The sequence below is a fragment of the Microbacterium sp. BG28 genome (assembly GCF_034044005.1).
Taxonomy (GTDB): domain Bacteria; phylum Actinomycetota; class Actinomycetes; order Actinomycetales; family Microbacteriaceae; genus Microbacterium.
The window spans coordinates 654,915-674,986 of sequence record NZ_JAXCHA010000003.1; the positions used below are offsets into that span (position 1 = coordinate 654,915).

At 71.6% G+C, this 20,072-nt stretch carries 17 protein-coding genes and 1 riboswitch; of the genes, 9 read left to right on the forward strand and 8 right to left on the reverse strand.

The genetic code is table 11. The features are described from left to right. Window positions 1-71 precede the first annotated feature (71 nt). The 4 genes from SK224_RS14150 to SK224_RS14165 form a co-directional block, all read right to left on the reverse strand. The gene (locus SK224_RS14150; RefSeq protein ID WP_320435302.1) at window positions 72-1,436 is read right to left on the reverse strand and encodes an FAD-binding oxidoreductase; all 1,365 of its coding nucleotides are present in this window, start codon (window positions 1,434-1,436) and stop codon (window positions 72-74) included. Continuing rightward, window positions 1,433-1,807: a YrdB family protein gene (locus SK224_RS14155; RefSeq protein WP_274287462.1), complete on the reverse strand. Its 375-nt coding sequence runs from the start codon at window positions 1,805-1,807 to the stop codon at window positions 1,433-1,435. Before SK224_RS14155 ends, SK224_RS14150 begins: the two co-directional genes overlap by 4 nt. 75 nt (window positions 1,808-1,882) lie before the next feature. Next, entirely contained in the window at window positions 1,883-3,031 is a 1,149-nt protein-coding gene (nagA, locus tag SK224_RS14160; protein ID WP_320435303.1) for an N-acetylglucosamine-6-phosphate deacetylase, read from the reverse strand. Beyond that, complete coding sequence (locus SK224_RS14165) at window positions 3,028-4,521, reverse strand: beta-N-acetylhexosaminidase (protein ID WP_320435304.1); 1,494 nt, start codon at window positions 4,519-4,521, stop codon at window positions 3,028-3,030. Before SK224_RS14165 ends, nagA begins: the two co-directional genes overlap by 4 nt. Window positions 4,522-4,617: 96 nt before the next feature. Continuing rightward, a riboswitch (ZMP/ZTP riboswitch) is annotated at window positions 4,618-4,701 on the forward strand. Between the two features lie 36 nt (window positions 4,702-4,737). Here SK224_RS14165 and glyA point away from each other — a divergent pair. From glyA to SK224_RS14180, 3 genes are all read left to right on the forward strand, one after another. Then, window positions 4,738-6,012, forward strand: a complete 1,275-nt coding sequence (gene glyA, locus SK224_RS14170) for a serine hydroxymethyltransferase (RefSeq protein ID WP_320435305.1) — start codon at window positions 4,738-4,740, stop codon at window positions 6,010-6,012. 138 nt (window positions 6,013-6,150) lie between these two features. Further along, window positions 6,151-7,035, forward strand: coding sequence for a bifunctional methylenetetrahydrofolate dehydrogenase/methenyltetrahydrofolate cyclohydrolase (locus tag SK224_RS14175; RefSeq protein WP_320435306.1), 885 nt, complete (start codon window positions 6,151-6,153; stop codon window positions 7,033-7,035). A 52-nt stretch (window positions 7,036-7,087) separates the two neighbouring features. Further along, the gene (locus SK224_RS14180; protein ID WP_320435307.1) at window positions 7,088-8,398 is read left to right on the forward strand and encodes an amidohydrolase family protein; all 1,311 of its coding nucleotides are present in this window, start codon (window positions 7,088-7,090) and stop codon (window positions 8,396-8,398) included. Window positions 8,399-8,413: 15 nt separating this feature from the next. Here the strand turns inward: SK224_RS14180 and SK224_RS14185 are convergent, their stop codons facing one another. Continuing rightward, window positions 8,414-9,391, reverse strand: coding sequence for a PDR/VanB family oxidoreductase (locus SK224_RS14185; protein ID WP_320435308.1), 978 nt, complete (start codon window positions 9,389-9,391; stop codon window positions 8,414-8,416). A 118-nt stretch (window positions 9,392-9,509) separates the two neighbouring features. On the opposite strand from SK224_RS14185, the gene SK224_RS14190 reads away from it, so the two are divergent. From SK224_RS14190 to SK224_RS14205, 4 genes are all read left to right on the forward strand, one after another. Continuing rightward, window positions 9,510-10,724 carry an amidohydrolase family protein gene (locus SK224_RS14190; protein WP_320435309.1) on the forward strand — a complete coding sequence of 405 codons (1,215 nt, stop codon included), beginning with the start codon at window positions 9,510-9,512 and terminating at the stop codon, window positions 10,722-10,724. Between the two features lie 136 nt (window positions 10,725-10,860). After that, window positions 10,861-12,183: an FAD-binding oxidoreductase gene (locus tag SK224_RS14195; RefSeq protein ID WP_320435310.1), complete on the forward strand. Its 1,323-nt coding sequence runs from the start codon at window positions 10,861-10,863 to the stop codon at window positions 12,181-12,183. After that, window positions 12,180-12,965 (forward strand): creatininase family protein, encoded by a 786-nt coding sequence (locus SK224_RS14200; RefSeq protein WP_320435311.1) that lies wholly within the window; start codon window positions 12,180-12,182, stop codon window positions 12,963-12,965. Before SK224_RS14195 ends, SK224_RS14200 begins: the two co-directional genes overlap by 4 nt. Further along, complete coding sequence (locus SK224_RS14205; RefSeq protein ID WP_320435312.1) at window positions 12,962-13,609, forward strand: pyridoxamine 5'-phosphate oxidase family protein; 648 nt, start codon at window positions 12,962-12,964, stop codon at window positions 13,607-13,609. The genes SK224_RS14200 and SK224_RS14205 overlap by 4 nt, the downstream gene beginning before the upstream one ends. Before the next feature lie 12 nt (window positions 13,610-13,621). Here SK224_RS14205 and SK224_RS14210 read toward each other — a convergent pair whose 3' ends face one another. Further along, window positions 13,622-14,302, reverse strand: coding sequence for an NAD(P)H-dependent oxidoreductase (locus SK224_RS14210; protein WP_320435313.1), 681 nt, complete (start codon window positions 14,300-14,302; stop codon window positions 13,622-13,624). After that, window positions 14,299-14,736 (reverse strand): MarR family winged helix-turn-helix transcriptional regulator, encoded by a 438-nt coding sequence (locus SK224_RS14215; protein WP_320435314.1) that lies wholly within the window; start codon window positions 14,734-14,736, stop codon window positions 14,299-14,301. The genes SK224_RS14210 and SK224_RS14215 overlap by 4 nt, the downstream gene beginning before the upstream one ends. 289 nt (window positions 14,737-15,025) lie before the next feature. On the opposite strand from SK224_RS14215, the gene SK224_RS14220 reads away from it, so the two are divergent. Beyond that, window positions 15,026-16,498 (forward strand): NAD-dependent succinate-semialdehyde dehydrogenase, encoded by a 1,473-nt coding sequence (locus tag SK224_RS14220; RefSeq protein ID WP_320435315.1) that lies wholly within the window; start codon window positions 15,026-15,028, stop codon window positions 16,496-16,498. A gap of 34 nt (window positions 16,499-16,532) precedes the next feature. Here the strand turns inward: SK224_RS14220 and SK224_RS14225 are convergent, their stop codons facing one another. Continuing rightward, the gene (locus tag SK224_RS14225) at window positions 16,533-17,969 is read right to left on the reverse strand and encodes a helix-turn-helix domain-containing protein (protein ID WP_320435316.1); all 1,437 of its coding nucleotides are present in this window, start codon (window positions 17,967-17,969) and stop codon (window positions 16,533-16,535) included. A 124-nt stretch (window positions 17,970-18,093) separates the two neighbouring features. Here SK224_RS14225 and SK224_RS14230 point away from each other — a divergent pair, with 124 nt between their 5' ends. After that, complete coding sequence (locus SK224_RS14230) at window positions 18,094-19,974, forward strand: phosphoenolpyruvate carboxykinase (GTP) (RefSeq protein ID WP_320435317.1); 1,881 nt, start codon at window positions 18,094-18,096, stop codon at window positions 19,972-19,974. Window positions 19,975-20,072 lie beyond the last annotated feature (98 nt).

Below are 20,072 nucleotides of genomic sequence, written 5' to 3' on the forward strand. Positions count from 1 at the left end.
TTCCCGCATCGCATGTCCCACTTGCCGCAGAAAAGCGGGGTCAACGTTGCGGCAAGTGGGACATGGCCGCCTCAGTCGGCGAAGACGACGCCGGGATTCAGGATGCCGGTGGGATCGAAGACCCGTTTGATGTCGCGCTGCAGCGACCACTGGCGTGCGCCGAGCTCGTCGCGCAGCCATCGCCGCTTGAGCACACCGATCCCGTGCTCGCCGGTGAGTGTGCCGCCGAGCCGCAGCGCGGAACGGAACAGGTCGTCGGCCGCGCGCCAGACGACGTCCGGCACCTGCGGGCCCTGAAAGACGAAGTTGGGGTGGAAATTCCCGTCGCCCGCGTGCGCCACCGTGGGAATCGTGAGTCCGTAGTCGCGCTCGATCCGCACGATCTCGTCGAACATCGCCGGCAGCGCGGATCGCGGCACTGAGACGTCCTCGATGAGCGTCGTGCCGAGGCGTTCCATGGCCGGATGCAGCGACCGCCGCATCTGCAGCAGTGCCTCGCCCTCCGCGTCGTCCGCGGCCAGGCGCACCCGGCCGGCCGCGCCCTCGAGCACCTGTGCGATCTGCGCGGCGTCGTCGGCCGCTGTGGGCCCGTCGGTCTGCACGGTGAGCAGGCTCTCGCGGCCGGTGGGCGCGGGGAGGGAGAGGAGAGCGTGCACGGCGGCGAGGCTCGCCGCATCCATGAGCTCCATGATCGCCGGCTGCACGCCCGATGCGGTGACGGCGGCCGCGCCCGCGGCTGCGGCGCGCACGTCGGCGAAGGATGCGGTGAGCGTGCGCGTCTGCCCGGCGACCAGGCGTCGCAGTTTGATCGTCGCACCCACGACGACGCCGAGCGTTCCCTCGGACCCGATCATGAGCGAGGTCAGATCGAGGCCGGTGACGCCCTTGACGCTGCGATGGCCGAGGCGCACGAGCTCGCCGTCGGCGAGGACGACATCGACGCCGAGGATCGCGTCGCGCACGACGCCGTACTTGGCGCACAGCAGCCCGCCCGCACCGGTCGCGATGTTGCCGCCCACGGTCGAGATCGCGCGGCTCGCGGGGTCGGGCGCCCACCACACCCCGTGGCGGGCGAGCTCGGCGTTGAGGTCGGCGTTGACGATGCCGGGCTCCACGACGGCGAGGAGGTCGTCGGGACGGATCTCGAGGATGCGGTTCATCCGAGCGAGCGACAGGGCGATACTGCCGTCGCCCGCATTCGCGCCGCCCGCGAGGCCGGTACCGGCACCGCGCGGCACGACCGAGGTGCCGGTGGCGTGTGCGATGCGCAGCACGGCCTGTACGTCCTCGATGCGCTCGGCGTGAACGACGGCGAGGGCGCGGCCTTGGGCTGCGTGCCCGGACTTGTCGGCGCGGACCGCCTCGAGGGCGGCCTCTGTCGTGTCGACCCGGTCGCCGAGCGCCTCGCGCAGCAGGTCGACGACCGTTGCGGTCATGCGAAGCGGCGGCGTCCGACGACGAGGCCCACCGTGACCGCGACGACCGCGTACGCGATGCCGATCCAGGTGAGGCCGAGCGACCACAGGGCGGCAGTCGCGGCGGCGTAGACGAGCAGCTCCGCGATGGCGCGCACGAAGGGGTGCACCGCGAACACCGCGCGCGGCGAGACGAACAGCGCCCACAGCACGATGGCTGCGGCCGGGGTGAGGATGCCCACCACGAGGTTCCAGGGGAACTCCCACGTCGCGAAGCCCCAAATCGCCAGGGCGACGATGCCGCCGATCTCGCACAGGAACGCCACCACGTCGAGGGCGGACAGTGCGGGGCGCGTGCCGGCGGGCAGGGGCGCGGACGAAGGGGTGCTCACTCCGCCATTCTACGCGGGCGTCCGGGCGCGGCCCGGGCACCATCACTCTGCCCGCGTGAGGCGCGCCCGGCGGTCTCAGACGGGTTCGCCGGCCAGCCACACCCCGGCGACGCGGAGGTCGGCGGTCAGCAGAACCGCGTCGGCGAGGTGGCCGGGCTCCAGTGCTCCCAGGCGATCCAGCCCCAGCACGCGCGCGGGCGTCTCGGTGAGCGCGCGCACGGCGGCGGGCAGCGCCACCCCCGCCGTCACCGCGACGCGCAGCGCCGCATCCTGCGTCAGCGTGGAACCGGCGATCGTGTCGGTGCCGGCCACATGGGCGACGCCGCCCGCGACCTCCACATCGAGCGCGCCGAGGCGGTACGCGCCGTCGCTGGCCCCTGCGGCGGCCATCGCGTCGGTCACGAGCGCGACGCGGCCCGCGGCGGCGGATGCGGCGATCCGCACGATGTCCGGATGCAGGTGCACGCCGTCGGCGATGATCTCCAGCACGACGCGGTCGTCCGCGAGCGCCGCTCCGACCGGCCCGGGAAAGCGGTGGTGGAGCCCGGGCATCGCGTTGAACGCGTGAGTGAGCACGCTCGCCCCCGCATCGAACGCCGCGGTGGCGAGGGCGGCGTCGGCTGCGGTGTGACCGACGGCCGCGACGACGCCCGCGTCCACGATGCGGCGGACGGCGTCCATGCCGCCGGGGAGCTCCGGGGCCAGCGTCACCTGGCGCACGGTGCCCCCGCCGGCGGCCAGCAGGGCGTCCAGCGTCTCGGCGTCGGGGTCGTGCAGCAGGTCCTCGGAGTGCGCTCCCCGGTGACTCGGTGCGAGGAAGGGCCCCTCCAGATGCGAGCCGAGGATGTCGGGGTCGGTGCGGGTCAGCTCCGCGATCGTCTCCAGCCGGTCCGCGAGGTCGGCGAGCGTCGCGGTCGCGAGCGAGAGGACGGCGCGAGTCGTGCCGTGCGCGCGGTGCAGCGCCCGGGCGGCGCGGGCCGCATCCGGTCCGTCTTCGTAAGAGTGGCCGCCGCCGCCATGACCGTGCAGGTCGATGAATCCGGGTGTGAGCACCGCGTCGGGGCCCGCCTCGGCACGCGCATCGACCACCATGTCTCCCGAGTGTTCGCGCCAGCCGTCGCCCGTGCCCCGATGCGTGATGCGGCCCGCCTCCCACCGCACCCAGCCGTCCGGCGTCTCGCGGCCGCCGTCGACGATCCGCACCGAGTGGACGATCACGCTCATGGTCGCCGCCACGGAACGTCGTCGATCCGGCGATAGGCGAGCCCGTCGGCATCCCACCGGGTCGCGAGATCCGCCAGGCGCTCGCGGAAGCTCTCCCACGACCGGGATGCACCCGTCGACCACGCCCCCTCGGCGGCCGCGGCGAGGCGCGGGAACACCATCTGCTGGATGTCCTCCTCCGTGCGGATCGTCTCGGTCCACAGCGCCGCCTCGACGCCGAGGATCTGGTCCTCGCGGACGCCGGGAACGACCTCGATCGGCTCCCAGTCGTAGGCGCGGCGCAGCGGCGTCGGCCCGTTCGCCCAGGTCAGGCCCAGTGGGCAGTCGGCGCTGTCCTTCATGTCGAGGTACACCGCGTCGGCGGGGGAGAGGATGAGGCGTCCGCCGCGATCGACGAAGCCGCGGGCCTTCTCGTCGGCACCGTCCACGGGGTGCAGGAAGCCCCAGTACTGGCCGATCGTGCCGGCCGCGAGGTGCGTGGCGCTGCCCGCTTCGTGCCAGGCGACGGGGGTCTTCTCCAGCGACGCCACGAGCGCGGTGACCTCAGCGATCGCGTGGTCGTAGTCGTCGCGCGAGGTGCCGAGGGCCTCGTCGCCGCCGATGTGCAGGAAGGGTCCCGGCGTCAGCGCGGCCAGTTCGGTGAACACATCGCGCAGGAACGCGCTCGTCTCCGCGTCGCCGATCCGCAGCGACGAGAAGCCCACGCCGAAGCCGGTGTACGCCTGCCCCGCGACGGGCAGACCGCCGCCGAACTGCGCGGCCGTGTCCTCCAGCTCGGCGCTGACGACGGGAGTGTGGGCGATCTCGGGGTACGCGAGCCCCACGGCGTGCGTGTGTCCCGGCACGTCGAACTCGGGGATCACCGTGATGTGACGCGAGGCCGCCGCATCCAGGATCCGCTGCCAATCGGCGCGCGAGTAGCAGCCGCCCGCATCGCCCAGGGCCGCCGAATCCGAGGCGTGCTCGGCCAGCCGCGGTCGCGAATCGAGCGCGAGCCGCCACCCCTGGTCGTCGCTGAGGTGCAGGTGCAGCACGTTGAGCTTGAGCTCCGCCATCCGATCGAGGAGGCGCTCGACGACGTCGACGGCGAAGAAGTGCCGGGCGACGTCGAGCATCAGCCCGCGGTGGGCGAACCGCGGTGCGTCGTCGATCACCACGGCCGGCCACACCCAGCCCTGCCGGGTCGGTGCCAGCAACTGCAGCAGCGTGTGGACGCCGTGCTGCAGGCCCGCGGCATCGGATGCGGTGAGCTCCACCGCGTCCGCATCGATCCGAAGCCGGTACGACTCCGCCGCGCCGTCGCGATCGATGCGCAGGCGGATGGGGGCATCCGAGGCGGTGACCGGTGACAGTCCCGTGCGCCGGTGCAGCCGCGCGATCAGGAGAGCGACCGCATCCGCCTCGCCGGTGATCGAGACCGCGTCCGTCAGGGCGAAGACGCCCTCGCCGAGGGTCACGGACATCGGTCGCGGGACCAGGCCGGTTGACATGTAAGGAACCTTAACAAACCGGGTCCCGGCGCACCACGTGTCCACCCGCGCGGCACCGGGCGTTCAGGTGTGCCCGGGGTCCGCTTCGGGTATGCTCAAAGCCGTCGCGACTGGCGTTGAGGTGGATGACCACCGGGGAGCGACCGACACGGTATTCGGCCGTACGCCTGGGCCGATACGGAACCCTTCTGTCCGAAACCGTCGTCAGGGAGAGTCATGACCGACCCGTACTTCAACGCCCCCCTCGCAGAGGTCGACCCCGAGATCGCCCAGGTGCTCGAGCGCGAACTCGAGCGTCAGCGCGGGTATCTCGAGATGATCGCGTCCGAGAACTTCGTGCCGGTCTCGGTACTGCAGTCGCAGGGCTCCGTGCTCACGAACAAATACGCCGAGGGCTACCCCGGTCGCCGCTACTACGGTGGCTGCGAAGAGGTTGACGTCGCCGAGGAGCTCGCGATCGCCCGAGCCAAGTCGCTGTTCGGCGCCGGCTTCGCCAACGTCCAGCCGCACTCCGGTGCGTCCGCCAACGCGGCCGTCCTGCACGCGATCGCCCGCCCCGGCGACACGCTGCTCGGCCTCTCGCTCGACCAGGGCGGTCACCTGACGCACGGCATGAAGATCAACTTCTCCGGCCGGCTCTACAACATCGTCGCGTACGGCGTCGACCCGGAGACGAGCGTCATCGACATGGACGAGGTCCACCGCCTCGCCGTCGAGCACAAGCCCAAGGTCATCATCGCCGGCTGGTCCGCGTACCCCCGCCAGCTCGACTTCGCGCGCTTCCGCGAGATCGCCGACGAGGTGGGCGCCTACCTCTGGGTCGACATGGCGCACTTCGCCGGTCTGGTCGCCGCCGGTGTGCACCCGAACCCGGTCCCGCACGCGCACGTCGTCTCCTCGACCGTGCACAAGACGATCGGCGGCCCCCGCTCGGGCTTCATCCTCACGAACGACGAGGACCTCGCGAAGAAGATCAACACCGCGGTCTTCCCGGGCCAGCAGGGCGGTCCGCTCATGCACGTGATCGCCGCCAAGGCGACCGCGTTCAAGCTCGCGGCGACCCCCGAGTTCAAGGAGCGCCAGGAGCGCACGGTCCGCGGCGCGGCGATCCTCGCCGACCGGCTCGCGCAGCAGGACGTGAAGGATGCGGGCATCGCGGTGCGCTCGGGCGGCACCGACGTGCACCTGGTTCTCGTCGATCTCCGCGAGGCGGCCATCGACGGCAAGCAGGCCGAGGACCTCCTGCACGACATCCACATCACGGTCAACCGCAACGCGGTGCCCAACGACCCGCGTCCGCCGATGGTCACCTCGGGTCTGCGCATCGGCACGCCGGCGCTCGCGACCCGCGGTTTCGGCGACGCCGAGTTCACCGAGGTCGCCGACATCATCGCGCTCGCGCTGCTGCCCGGCGCCGACGTCGCCGCGCTGCGCACGCGCGTCGCCGCGCTGACCGCCGCGTTCCCGCTGTACCCCGACCTGCAGCAGTGATCGGAACGGATGCGGCAGCACCGGGTGTTGCCGCATCCGTATCCCTACGTGCATAGTGATTGAGTACCCTCGGTCGCGACGCTGCGCTCATCGCGCAGATCGGCGCGTGCTCGGGGCGGGCTCGAAGAGGAGACGACAATGACCGCGATCACACTCGACGGCGTCCGCACGGCGGCCGCGATCAAGGAAGAACTCACCGCGCGCGTGGCGGCACTCGCCGAGCGGGGAGTGATTCCCGGCATCGCCACGGTGCTGGTGGGGGCGGACCCCGCCTCGCAGCTGTATGTGGGAATGAAGCACAAGCAGTCCGTCGCGATCGGGATGAACTCGATCCAGCGTGAGCTGCCCGCGGACGCCACGCAGGAGGACGTCGAGGCGCTGATCGACGAGCTCAACGCCGACCCGACCTGCCACGGGTACATCGTGCAGCTCCCGCTGCCGAAGCACCTCGACACGGATCGCATCCTCGAGCGGATCGACCCCGACAAGGACGCCGACGGTCTGCACCCCACCAACCTCGGCCGTCTCGTGCTGAACGTGAACACCCCGATCACTTCGCCGCTGCCGTGCACGCCGCGCGGTGTGATCGAGCTGCTGCAGCGCAACGGCTACGACCTGGCCGGCAAGCACGTCGTGGTCGTCGGCCGCGGTGTCACGATCGGCCGCTCGATCGGGCTGCTGCTGACGCGCCGCGACATCAACGCCACGGTGACCCTGACACACACCGGTACCGCGGACCTTCCGTTCCACCTCGCTCAAGCGGACGTCGTGGTCGCGGCCGCCGGCGTCAAGCACCTCGTGCGCGCCGAGCACCTGCGTGCGGGTGTCGCCGTGCTGGATGTCGGCGTCACGCGCGAGACGCATCCGGAGACGGGTAAGAGCATCGTCTACGGCGACGTGCACCCCGACGTCGTAGAGGTCGCCGGTTACGTGTCGCCGAACCCCGGCGGTGTGGGGCCCATGACCGTGGCCCTGCTGCTCACGAACGTCGTCGAGGCCGCGGAGCGCGCCGCCGGGCTCTGACCCACCGCGCCGCGGTAACGTGCCGGTGATCTCGGGCTGAGACGATCGGGCCATGCTGACCCTGCGCGGCGCGCGCCGCATCCTCGTCGACCGTCACACCGAGCGCGACGGCGAGCTCGTGCTCGACGGCACCGTGGTGTCGTCGTCGGACGCGGCATCGGGCGAGCAGCTCGATGTGTCCGGCTGCATCGTGACGCCGGGGCTCGTCAACGCGCACCACCACCTCCTGCAGACCGGCTTCCGCACGCTGCCGGCAACCCGCGGCGTGCCGATGCGGGACTGGCTGCCGGCGATGGCCGCCGCCTACGCGGACGCCGGCATCGACGCCTCGCTCACCGGAGCCACGGCCGCCGCCGGCATCGCGGAGTCGCTGCTGAGCGGGGTGACGACGGTGGCCGACCACCACCTGAACTGGCCGGATCCGGCGCGCTCGCCGCATGCCGTCGACGACACGGTCGCGATCGCGCGTTCCGTGGCGGATGCGGCCGCCGAGCTCGGTGCCAGGCTCGTCTTCGTCCGCGGTTCGGCGAGGGACGCTCCCGAGACCGCCGAGGCGAGCGCGCGTGCCATCGCCGCCGCGTTCCTCGCGCCGGATGCGGGCGGGGTGAGCGCGGACGGGATGGTGCAGCTCGCGGTGGGGCCGGCGGGCGTGCACTCCGACGGCGAGGAGACCTTCCGCGCGCTCGGAGCCGTCGCGCGCGAGTACGGGCTGCGCCGTCGCACGCAGGCGAACGAGCAGGTCGATACGCAGATCGCGCTCGATCGCTACGGGCGGCGGCCCCTGGACCTGCTGGAGGAGTGGGGGTGGCTCGCGCCCGATGTCACGATCGCGCACCTCTGCGATGTGACGGATGCCGAGATCGAGCGGCTGGCCGCGGCGGGGGTCACCGCGACGCATGCCCCCGGGTGCGATGTGCCGATGGGGTGGGGGATCGCGCCGGTCGCACGGATGCGGCAAGCCGGCATCGAAGTGGGACTCGGCACGTCCGGCGGGGGCTCCAACGACGCCGGGCACCTGCTGGCCGACGCGCGGCTGGCCCTCCAGGTGTCGGCGCTCGCGGGTCCGCAGCTCGACGCGCGCGACGTGCTGGAGATGGCGACCGCCGGGTCGGCGGCCGGGCTCGGGCGGTCCGAACTCGGTCACCTGAGGCCCGGAGCGGCCGCGGACGTATGTGTGTGGGACGTGGACTCGGTGGCGGATGCGGGTGTCGCGGACCCCGTGGCGGGGCTGCTCTGGACCACTCCCGGGCGCAGGCCCCGGCACGTGATCGTCGCGGGGCGCGTGGTCGTGCGCGACTACCGTCTCGTGCAGGGCGACGAGCGCGAGATCGTCGAACGGCTGCGCACGCGGGTCGGCCGCTGACCGGCGCTCACGCCCTCAGAGATCGAGCACGATCCGCTCGCACGCGGCGCGCGAGACGCAGACCATCATGACGGTCGAATCGCGCTGCTCGATCGGGGTGAGCACCGAGTCGCGGTGCTCGATGTCGCCCTCGAGCACGGGCACTTCGCACGTGCCGCACGTGCCACGGCGGCAGCTCGAGAGCACGAGCGTGTCGGGCGACTGCTCACGGATCGCGTCGAGCACCGACTGCTCGGGCGAGACGACGACGACATCGCCGCTCATCGCCAGCTCCACCTCGAACGGGCCCGGCCACACCGGCTCCCCGAACTCCTTCGCCTCGAAACGCTCCACGTGCAGCGCACGCTCGTCCACGCCCGCATCCAGCGCGTCCAGCATCCGCTTCGGGCCGCACGCGAACACGGCCGTGCGCTCGTCGAGGGCCGCGGTCAGCGCGTCGATGTCGAGGCGAGCGCCCTCGTCGGCGGCATGGATGCGCACGCGCTCGCCGAAGGCCTCGGCGAGCTCCGCCGCGAAGGCCATGCGCGACCGTGAGCGCCCGGCGTAGTCCAGCTCCCACTCCGCGCCGGCGGCCTCGGCGGCTGCTGCCATCGCCCGGATCGCCGTGATGCCGATCCCACCCGCCACGAACCGGTAGCGCGTACCCGGGGAGACCTCGAACGGGAAGTGGTTCCGGGGGCCGCGGACGCGCACGCGCGCCCCGATCGCGAGCTCGTCGTGCACGCGTACCGATCCACCTCGCCCGCCGCCCTCGCCCAGCACCGCGATGCGCCACCGGCCGCGTTCCGCGGTGTCGCCGCACAGCGAATACTGGCGCTCCACCGGGCCGGTGCCGTCGGCATCCGGGAGGATCACGTCGAGGTGGGAACCGGGGGTCCACGCCGGCAGATCGCGCCCGTTCGGAGACGCCAGGTCGAAGGCGACGATGTCGTCAGCGAGCGCGGTGCGCTCCACAACCACGAGATCGCGTTCGACGTCGCTGAAGTAACTCACAGCGCGCCACGCTAATCGGCCTGTATGACGAGCAGATGACGACCGGCGCGTTACCGGCGGGAAACGCGCGCCGGATACGGTCGGCGATGGCGCCGGATGGCGCCGGAGAGGCAGCACCATGACCGAGTCGCCGCAGTCCACGATGATCGATCGGATCACGGGGGCCACACTCGCGGACGGGTCCCGCGTCGATGTCGCGTTCGACGACGGGCGGATCGTCGCCGTGACGCCCGCGGCGCCCGGGCCCGCAGCCGATGCGCGCGACCTCTCGGGCTACATGCTCCTTCCCGCGGCCGCAGAGCCCCACGCGCACCTCGACAAGGCGCTGAGCTGGGACGCCATCCGCTCGCCCATGGGGGATCTCCGCGCGGCGATCGCCGCCTGGCGCGTCTACGCCGAGACGATGACCGCCGCCGACGTCACCGAACGGGCTCGCACGCAGGCGCTCCGGATGCTGCGCAACGGCACCACCGCCATCCGCACGCACGTCGACGTGCTGCTGGGCGATGCGCCCCTCCGCGGGGTCGAGGCGCTCGTGTCGCTCCGGGAGGAGCTGGCCGCACTCGTCGACATCGAGATCGTCGCCCTCGCCGGGCCCGACGTCCCGACCGCGCACCTGGAGGCGGCGCTGGACGCGGGTGCCGATGCCGTCGGAGGGGCCTCGCATCTCGCCGATGATCCGATCGCGGATCTGCACCGCCTGCTCGATGTCGCCGAGCGCCGGGGCGTTCCCGTCGACCTGCACACGGATGAGGGGCTCGCGGCCGCCGTGACACTCGACGCCTACGCGCGCCGCACCCGCGGCTGGTCGCAGAACCGCTCCGCGGGGCACTGCGTGCGACTGGGCACCCTCGACGCGCCCGCGCGTGATGCGGTGATCGCGGAGGTCGTGGCGTCGGGGGTGGGCATCATCGCCAACCCGATCACGAATCTCTCGCTGCAGGGGTGGGGCGCACCCGTCGCGACACCCCGCGGCATCGCTCCGGCCCGGGCGCTCCTCACGGCGGGCGCGCGGTTCGCCGCCGGTGCCGACAACGTGCGCGACCCGTTCAATCCGCTCGGCCGCGGCGATGCGCTCGAGACCGCGATGCTGCTCGTCGTGGCCGCGCACCTCACGGCGGATGAGGCGTACACCGCGGTCTCCACCGGCGCGCGCGAGGTCATGGGACTGCCGGAAGCGGGCGTCGTCGTCGGTGCGCGCGCCGACCTGCTCGCCGTGCGGGCGGACTCGCTGGTTCAGGCGATCGCTGAGGCCCCGGCGGACCGTCTGGTGATCCGGGGCGGGCGGGTCGTGGCGGCCACCACGACCGAGGGCTGGGTCGCCGCCCCCTGATCGCAAACCGCGTGTTGCGTGCGCGAAACATGAGCGGCGCATGATGATCGCGGGCCACGGCCTCTGCGCGGCGAGTGACTCATCACCCGGCTCGTCGCGCTCCTTCGTCGGGAGATGCACGCGAAGGAGGATTCCCATGACCGCACCCGACTACGCCGCCCTCGAGGACGAACTGCGCGACCTGCTCGGACCCCGCGGCGTCTCCAGTGACATGCGCCAGCGCGAGAAGGCATCCGTCGACGGTGCGCGGATGTCGCCGATCATCGCCGAGATGCTGCCGCTGGGGATCGCCGACCTCGTCGCGTTCCCCACGACCGCGCAGGAGATCGCGGGCGTCGTCGGCCTCGCCGCGCGTCACGGCGTGGCCATCACGCCGCGCGGCAAAGGGACGGGAAACTACGGGCAGGCGATCCCCATGCCGGGCGGACTCGTGCTCGACACCTCGCGCGCCCGCACGATCGTGGAGGTGGGCGACGGCTGGATCACGGCGGATGCGGGTGCTCCGATGAACGCCCTCGAGGCCGCCGCCCGCGCCACCGGTCAGCAGCTGTGGATGTACCCGTCGACCGTGCACACCACGGTCGGCGGGTTCCTCGCGGGCGGCTCCGGCGGAACGGGAACGATCGCGCACGGCTCGAACGATGCCGGTTTCGTCGTCGCTCTCGACGTCGCGACGCCGGCGTCCGAGGGTGCGCTGCGGCACGTGGCGGACGATGAGGCGCAGGGCTACGTGCACAACTACGGCACGGCGGGCATCATCGCGCGGGCCACCGTGCGTCTCGAACCGCTGCAGGACTGGCGAGGTCTCTACGCATCGTTCCCCGACTTCTCCGGGGCCCTGTCCGTGCTGCGAACGCTCGGCCGGATGACCCCCGCGCCGCGACTCGTGTCGGCCGACACCCCGCACATCACCGCGCAGCTGCCGCCGGACGAGGCGTTCCCCGCGGGGCGCAGCTCGCTGCGCATGATCGCCGACATCCGCATCCTCGAGGAGGCGATCGCCGTCATCGAGCAGGCCGGCGGCAGGATCGAGGACGTGCGGGAGGGGCCGGGCGTCAGCACCGCGATCTCCGTGCTCAGCTACAACCACCCGATCGAGTGGCTGCAGAAGTCGGAGCCGGGCGTGTACTTCCACGTCGAGGTCTCCGGTGACGCGCTGGTGGAGCGTATCGACGAGGTCCACGCGGTCTACCCTGGCGGCCAGCTGCACATCGAGGCGGGCCACAGCGTCCCGATCGGGATGCTGGCGGGTGTGTACGAGAGCCCGGAAGCCGTCTACGCCGGCATCGAACGGCTCGGCGAGCTGGGCGTCGGCGTGCACAACCCGCACCAGTGGAACGTCGACTTCCGCCTGGGCGAGACGGTCGAGCTGGCGCGGCGCACCGATCCGCACGGGCTGCTGAATCCGGGCAAGCTCAACCCCGACTACGCCGGCCCGACCAAGGGGGCGATCCGATGACGGCGTCCACGAGGCGATGGGACGATCTGTCGGGACCCGCGCTGATCGCGGCCACGAGCGAGCGGTCGATCGCCGTGGTGCCGATCGGGGCGATCGAACACCACGGTCCGCACTTGCCGCTGCGCACCGACACGCTGATCGCGGAGGCGGTCGCCACCGCGGCCGTCGAGCGTGTCGCGGCGCGGGGCGTGGATGCGTGGCTTCTCCCGACGCTCGCCTACGCCAAGTCCGACGAGCATCACTGGGCCCCGGGAACGCTCTGGATCGAGGGAACGACCCTGCTCCAGCAGCTCATCGAGATCGGCCGCGCGATCGCGCAGACACCCGTCCGTACCGTCGCCTTCGTCAATGGCCACGGCGGCAACGTCATGCTCCTCGGCTGGGTCAACCGGGAGCTCCGGCGCCGATTCGGGCTGCGCTCGTTCTCAATGGGCTCGGGCGCAGGAGTCGCGGGCGACGGACGCGACGGCCGGCCTGACGAGCTCGGACAGGGCATCCACGCCGGATGGGGTGAGACCTCGGTGGTCATGCACCTGGCGCCGCACTTGGTGGCGCAGGAGCTGCCGCCGCGCAACGTGCCCGAGCGGATCGCCGGGCTGACGCACATCGGTTTCAACGCGAAGCCCGTGATGTTCGGCTGGACGAGCGACGACTTCGGCCCCGACGGCGTGATCGGGGATCCCACCGGCGCCAATGCCGAGGACGGGCGGCGCATCTTCGAGGCCGGCGTCGGCTTCGTGGCCGAGGCTCTGACCGAGATCGACGGATTCGAGTTCGCATGACCGGCTCTCCCGCATCCGACGTCGTCGCCCTCCGGGTGCCGCGCATCGACGTGACCACCGACCCGGTGCACGCCGAAGATCCGCCGCGCGATCCCCTCGCGCTCGCGGCCTCCTGGCTGCCCGGCGCGGGGGAGGAGCGCGCCCTCATGACGCTTTCCACCGTCGATGAGGAGGGCTTCCCCCGCGCCCGCACCGTCATGCTGACCGAGTTCGACGGGGAACGTTTCTTCTTCCACACGGATGCGGCGAGCCGGAAAGTGCGAGAGCTGAGCCTCAATCCGCGCGTCGCGCTGACCGTGCTCTGGCCCGGGTTCACGCACCAGCTCGTCGTGCAGGGGACCGCGGCCGTGGCGGAGGAAGAGGAGATCGCTCGCGCCTACGCGGGGCGCTCCGACTACCTGCGCCAGCTCGCCTGGCTGAACACCGCCGAGTACGCCCGCCAGCCGCGTGCACGCCGGGAGCGGCAATGGGCGGCGTTCGCCGCGGCGAACCCGCATCCGGCGCAGCCCGACGGCTGGATCGGCTACGCGGTACGGCCGCGGCGCATGCTCTTCTGGACGTCGCATCCCGCCGCCGCCAGCCGCCGCCTCGAGTACGTGCGCGAGGAGGGCGGCGGCTGGATCTGCCGGCACCTGCCGGGCTGAGTCAGCCGCGTGTCAGACGCCGGCTCCGGCGCCGGCTCCCGCGCCTGCCCCGGCTCCGGCACCGATCGGCACGCGGTGCCGGATGGGGCGCCCCGCATCCCTCGCGCCCCGTCGGGCCGTCTCGGCGATCCACGCCCGCCGCGACTCGTCACTGCGGTGGCGCACCTGATCGAAACGGGTCACGCCGATCGTGCGCACACCGCAGTAGCCGAGCACCGCGTGGCGCAGACTCGTCTCCGCTGCGTGGCGATACACGACCGCGTTCCACACGCGCGGCGAGTCCATCGTCATGACGATGCGGGCCGTGCGGCCGGTGAGGAGCTTGTCCCACAGGGGCCCGGTCGGGCGGTAGCGGAACGCGAATCCCGACAGGAACACGCGGTCGATGAAGACCTTGAGGGCCCCGGGGTAGGTGCCCCACCACTGCGGGAAGAAGAACACGACATGCTCCGCCCACGCGATGTCCTCGATCGCTCGCGCCGCGACCGCATCCAGGGGCGCGTCGTCGGCGGTGCGGGGCATCCGCACCTCGCCCGCCGTGCGCGGGTGAGCGGGGGCCTCTTCGGTCGCAAGGTCGATCACGCGAACCTCGGCACCGGCGGCGCGGGCCGCGTCCGTGTACGACGCGGCGAGAGCGTGGTTGAGGGTGTCGGGCAGGGGGGTGCCGACGATGACGACGATCCTGGTGCTCACGGGGTCTCCTTCTCTCGGACGAGCTCCGTCAGCACCTCCAGCTGACGGGCGAGCACGGCGCGATCGACGCCGGTGTCGATCAGGCGAGGATCGTCGAAGAGGCCCATGAATTCGGCGTCGAGTTCGCCGCCGGCGCGCTCGACGAGGCTCGCGCCCGCATCCGTCAGCCCGACGAGGATGCGGCGCCCCGGACCGTTCGAGGTGCGCACCCACCCCGCCTGGGCGAGATGCGGCATCCGCTTGCTGACGGCGGCCTTCGTGACCATGAGGCACCGCGCCAGCGAGGTCAGATCGAGCGGTTGCTGATCAGCGATCGTGGCGAGGTAGATGAAGTCGCCGATCGAGATCCCGTAGGTGCCGCGCAGGCGGGCATCCGCGAACGCGTCGACGGTCGCGACGAGCTCGTGCAGGGTGAAGGAGATCCGTTCGGCCACACCATGAGTCAACCAGTTGACACGTCATGAGTCAACTGGTTGACACGTGATCTGCGCGCGAGCGTCGGAGAATCCGCGCGCCGTCGGAGGATGCGCGGCGAATCTCCGACGGCGGCGCGAATCTCCGTCCGGCGGCCCAGGGGCGGGCGCGCTGCAGCGGCACCACATGCTGTACACGGCGGCGAGGCCGGATGCGGGGGCGCGCCGCGCGGGCGAATGCCCGGGCCTCCGCCGCGCACGAGAATGGGCAGGTCCCGACGGCGGGACGACCTGACCGAGGAGAGCCGAGATGACCGCACTCACCGAGACCGACCTGCTCGCCCGCGTCCGCTCGCAGCTGTTCATCGGCGGCGAGTGGCGCGATGCATCCGATGCTCAGACGTTGGACGTGCGCGACCCCGCCACGAACGCGGTGGTGAAGACGATCGCGAGCGCGACGGTCGCCGACGGTGCCGCCGCGCTGGATGCGGCCGTCGACGCGTTCGAGTCGTGGTCGCGCACTCCGGCGCGCGAGCGGGCGGAGCTGCTGCGGCGTGCCTTCGATCTGCTGCAGGAGCGCAAGGAGGAGTTCGCGCTGCTCATGACGATCGAGATGGGCAAGCCGCTCGCCGAGGCCCGCGGCGAAGTCGTGTACGGCGGCGAATTCCTGCGGTGGTTCAGCGAAGAGGCGGCCCACGTGCAGGGACGCTACGGCGCCAACCCCGAGGGCACCGGTCGCATGATCGTCTCGCAGCACCCCGTCGGCCCGTGCTACCTCATCACCCCCTGGAACTTCCCGCTCGCGATGGCGACGCGCAAGATCGCCCCCGCGCTCGCCGCGGGTTGCACGGTGGTCATCAAGCCGGCCGAGCTCACCCCGCTGACGACGCTCTACTTCGCCCAGCTGCTGCAGGATGCGGGGCTGCCGGACGGCGTGGTCAACGTCATCACCACGTCGCACTCCGGCGCCGTGTCGGAACCGATCATCCGTGACCCGCGCCTGCGCAAGCTGTCGTTCACGGGCTCGACGCCCGTCGGCGTGAAGCTGCTGGAGCAGGCTGCCGGCGGCGTACTGCGCACGTCGATGGAGCTCGGCGGCAACGCGCCCTTCCTCGTCTTCGACGACGCCGACCTCGACAAGGCCGTGGAGGGGGCGCTGCTGGCGAAGTTCCGCAACATCGGTCAGGCGTGCACCGCCGCCAACCGCTTCCTCGTGCACCGCAGCGTCGCGGAGGAGTTCACGCGTCGCGTCACCGAACGGGTGCAGGCGATGCGGGTCGGTCGCGGCACCGAAGACGGCGTGGCGATCGGTCCGCTCATCGACGACCGCGCGGTGGCGAAGGCGAAGGCGCTCGTCTCGGATGCGGTCTCGCGCGGCGCGAGCGTGCGCACGGGCGGCGCGGCGATCCCGCGCGAGGGCACGTTCTTCGAGCCCACGGTCGTCTCCGACGTCGCGGCGGGAAGCGACATCCTGCGCGAGGAGATCTTCGGCCCGGTTCTGGCGATCGTCCCCTTCGACGACGAGGACGAGGCGGTCGCCCTCGCCAACGCCACCGAGTACGGACTGGTGTCGTACGTCTTCACCGAGAACCTCGCGCGGGGTCAGCGCATGATCGAGTGCCTCGAGACCGGGATGATGGGGCTCAACATGGGCGTCGTCTCCAACGCGGCCGGCCCGTTCGGCGGGTGGAAGTCCTCCGGTCTCGGCCGCGAGGGCGGCGCGGAGGGCATCCACGAGTACCTGCAGACCAAGTACACGCTGACGCCCAACCCCTTCGCCTGAGGCTCGGTGCACCGCGCCCCGTCTCGAACGGGGGTCAGGCGTGCCGGTCGAGGAAGTCGTAGACCTCGCTGTCGTCGACGCCGGGAAAGGCGCCGCGCGGCAGCGGGGTGAACATCTGCATGTGCACGCGCGCGCTCGGCCACGCGCGTCCCTGCCAGCGTTCGGCAGCCTGGCTCGACGGGCGGCGGCAGCACGACTCGTCGGGGCACTGCGAACTCGCCCGCTTGGCCGTCTCGCGGCCGCGGAACCACTTCGCATCGTCGAACGGCACGCCCACCGTGATCGAGAACTCGCCGTCGTGGGTCGTGCCGGTCTGCGTCGAGCACCAGAACGTGCCGGATGGGGTGTCGGTGTACTGGTAGTGCTCGGTCGTGCGGTTCTGCTCCGCGAACGCCGCACGGGCGGCGAACTTGCGGCACACGATCTGTCCCTCGACCGCGCCCGTCACGTCCATCGGCAGGGGAAGGTCGTCGTTCTCGTAGACGCGTGAGATGGCACCGTCGCCGGCGACCCGCAGGAAGTGCAGACGGATGCCGATGTGCTCGGTCAGCAGGTTCGTCATCCGCATCCCGGCCGCCTCGTGCGTGACCCCGAACGCGTCGCGGAAGTCCTCCACGGCGAGGTTGCGGTCCTTCTTCGCCTGTTGCAGGAAGGCCACAGCGGGTGCCGGCGGCATGAGGCAGGCGGCTGCGTAGTAGTTGATCTCCAGTCGCTGCTGCAGGAATTCGGCGTAGTCCCGGGGCGGCTGGTGCCCCAACAGTCGGTGCGCCATCGCCTGCAGCGCCATCGAGCGCAGGCCGTGGCCGCCGGGAATGGAAGCCGGCGGCAGGTAGATGCGCCCGTTCTCCAGGTCGGTGATCGACCGGGTGGATGCGGGCAGGTCGCCCGCGTAGATCAACTCGAAGCCCAGCTGCTCGGCCATGATGCTCACCGTTCGGTGCGTGAGGGCGCCGGAGGTGTGACCCGCCGACTTGAGCTGTTTCTCGGCGAGCTTCTCGATGTCGGGGAGGTAGTTGTTCATCTCCCGCATCCGCAGTCGCATGTCCGTGTTGGCGCGGCGAGCCTCCTCGGGCGTCGCGATGGCCTCGCGTTCGCGGCGCTGCAGCTCGCGATGCAGGCCCAGCACGGTCTCGATCGTCTCGTCGCTCAACGCCTTCGTGACCCGGATCGGCGGCAGCCCCAGCTGCCGGAACGCGTGCGAGGTCTGGGCGCGCTCGAGCTCGATCTCCAGCGCCGCCCGCCGGTTCGGCGGTTCGGTCGACAGCAGTTCGGCCAGCTGGGTACCCGTGGCCGCCGCGATCTCCTGGAGCAGCGAGAGCTTCGGCTCGCGCTTGCCGTTCTCGATGAGGCTGAGGTGGCTGCCGGCCACCCCCACGGCAGCGCCGAGCTCGTCGAGGGTGAGCCCCGCCGCCGTGCGGAAGTGACGGATGCGGTGACCGAGCGTGGCCAGCTCGATGGTCGTCGAAGGCATGTTTTGAGAATAGCGAAAGAACTCAGACTCTTTCGAGCACTTGGTTCTGAAAAGGGGGAGCCTGGGGCGTCATTGTTGCAGGGAACCCACGTTCTGAACGCCGCTGATGCCGACTGGAGTGATCATGGCCCTTGCTGAGAGCTACACCTCGAGCGCCCCCACGCGCCCCACCGCCGCCCGCACGGCGACGACCTACGGTGATCGCCCGACCGCCTCCGGGCCCGGCATGGCCGCGCTGACCCGATGGGTCGACGAGATCGCCGCACTCACCCAGCCCGACCGCATCCACTGGGTCGACGGATCGCAGGCCGAGAACGACATGCTGCTGCGTTCGATGGTGGATGCGGGTTCTCTCATCAAGCTCAACCCCGAGTGGCGTCCGGGGTCGTACCTCGCGCGCTCCCACCCCAGCGACGTCGCGCGCACCGAGGGGCGCACCTTCATCGCCTCCGAGAAGGAGGAGGACGCGGGCCCCACCAACAACTGGGCGGACCCCGCCGCGATGCGCAACAAGCTCGATGCGCTGTTCGCCGGCTCCATGCGCGGCCGGACGATGTACGTCGTGCCGTTCTCGATGGGAACCGTCGGCGGCCCACTCTCGCACATCGGCGTGCAGGTGACGGACTCGCCGTACGCGGTCGTGTCGATCAACATCATGACGCGCGTCGGATCCGCCGTGCTGCAGCAGATCGCGGACGGCGCCGACTGGGTGCGCACCGTGCACTCCGTCGGGGCTCCGCTGGCGCCCGGACAGGCGGACGTCGCGTGGCCGTGCAACGACGACAAGTACATCGTCCACTTCCCGGACACGCTCGAGGTCTACTCGTACGGGTCGGGCTACGGCGGCAACGCGATCCTCGCGAAGAAGTGCTTCGCGCTGCGCATCGCCTCGGTGATCGGGCGAAACGAGGGCTGGCTCGCCGAGCACATGCTGCTCATCCGGGTCATCAGCCCCGAGGGCAAGCGCTACCACGTCGCCGCGGCGTTCCCGTCGGCGTGCGGCAAGACGAACCTCGCGATGCTGCGCCCCACCATCCCGGGATGGCGCGTCGAGACGCTCGGCGACGACATCGCGTGGCTGCGGCCGGGTGAGGACGGGCGCCTGTGGGCGATCAACCCGGAGGCGGGCTTCTTCGGCGTCGCGCCGGGCACGGGCGAGTCGACCAACGCCACGGCAGTGGAGACGCTGTGGGGCAACACGATCTTCACGAACGTGGCGCTGCGCCCCGACGGTGACGTGTGGTGGGAGGGCCTGACCGACGAGGCCCCCGCCGAGCTCATCGACTGGGAGGGAAACCCCTGGACTCCCACCTCGGGGCGCCCCGCCGCGCATCCGAACTCGCGTTTCACGGTCGCCGCCGCGCAGTGCCCGCAGGTCGCGGATGACTGGGAGACGCCGGAGGGCGTGCCGCTGGACGCCATCCTGTTCGGCGGTCGCCGTGCCACCAACGTGCCGCTCGTGGTCGAAGCCACGGACTGGGCGCACGGCGTGTTCCTGGGGGCGACGATCTCGTCCGAGCGGACGGCCGCGGCCGAGGGGACCGTCGGGGAGCTGCGCCGCGACCCGTTCGCGATGCTCCCGTTCTGCGGCTACAACATGGCCGATTACTTCGCGCACTGGATCAAGGTCGGCGGTTCGCTGCGGTTCGACCGCGCGCCCCGCGTGTTCCAGGTGAACTGGTTCCGCCGCGGCGCCGACGGTCGGTTCCTCTGGCCGGGCTTCGGTGACAACGTGCGGGTGCTGGAGTGGATCGTGCGCCGCCTCGAGTCCGAGGTGCCGGCCGAGCCCAGCCCGATCGGGCGGCTGCCGCGCCCCGAGGACCTCAACCTGGAGGGGACCGCCGTCACGGACGCCGATCTGGCGGAGCTGTTCGCGATCGACCCGGAGTCGTGGCTGGCGGAGGCGGAGCTGACGGAGGAGTTCTTCGACACCTTCGGCGACCGCATCCCTTCGGCTCTGCGTGCCGAGCTCGCCTCCCTGCGCTACCGCCTCGCGCGCGCCTGACCGCTCTCCGGCGGGCGCCGGCGGGATTTCGAGGGACCCGAGACGCGGGCACACACAACGTGCGCCCGCGTTTCGGGTCTCTCGAACGGGTGCGTGGT

Coding starts and splice junctions, on each gene's coding strand:
- SK224_RS14150 (WP_320435302.1), bottom strand. CDS start 1,436: ATGACCGCAACGGTCGTCGACCTGCTGCGCGAGGCGCTCGGCGACCGG.
- nagA (WP_320435303.1), bottom strand. CDS start 3,031: ATGAGCGTGATCGTCCACTCGGTGCGGATCGTCGACGGCGGCCGCGAG.
- SK224_RS14165 (WP_320435304.1), bottom strand. CDS start 4,521: ATGTCAACCGGCCTGGTCCCGCGACCGATGTCCGTGACCCTCGGCGAG.
- glyA (WP_320435305.1), top strand. CDS start 4,738: ATGACCGACCCGTACTTCAACGCCCCCCTCGCAGAGGTCGACCCCGAG.
- SK224_RS14175 (WP_320435306.1), top strand. CDS start 6,151: ATGACCGCGATCACACTCGACGGCGTCCGCACGGCGGCCGCGATCAAG.
- SK224_RS14180 (WP_320435307.1), top strand. CDS start 7,088: ATGCTGACCCTGCGCGGCGCGCGCCGCATCCTCGTCGACCGTCACACC.
- SK224_RS14190 (WP_320435309.1), top strand. CDS start 9,510: ATGACCGAGTCGCCGCAGTCCACGATGATCGATCGGATCACGGGGGCC.
- SK224_RS14195 (WP_320435310.1), top strand. CDS start 10,861: ATGACCGCACCCGACTACGCCGCCCTCGAGGACGAACTGCGCGACCTG.
- SK224_RS14200 (WP_320435311.1), top strand. CDS start 12,180: ATGACGGCGTCCACGAGGCGATGGGACGATCTGTCGGGACCCGCGCTG.
- SK224_RS14205 (WP_320435312.1), top strand. CDS start 12,962: ATGACCGGCTCTCCCGCATCCGACGTCGTCGCCCTCCGGGTGCCGCGC.
- SK224_RS14220 (WP_320435315.1), top strand. CDS start 15,026: ATGACCGCACTCACCGAGACCGACCTGCTCGCCCGCGTCCGCTCGCAG.
- SK224_RS14225 (WP_320435316.1), bottom strand. CDS start 17,969: ATGCCTTCGACGACCATCGAGCTGGCCACGCTCGGTCACCGCATCCGT.
- SK224_RS14230 (WP_320435317.1), top strand. CDS start 18,094: ATGGCCCTTGCTGAGAGCTACACCTCGAGCGCCCCCACGCGCCCCACC.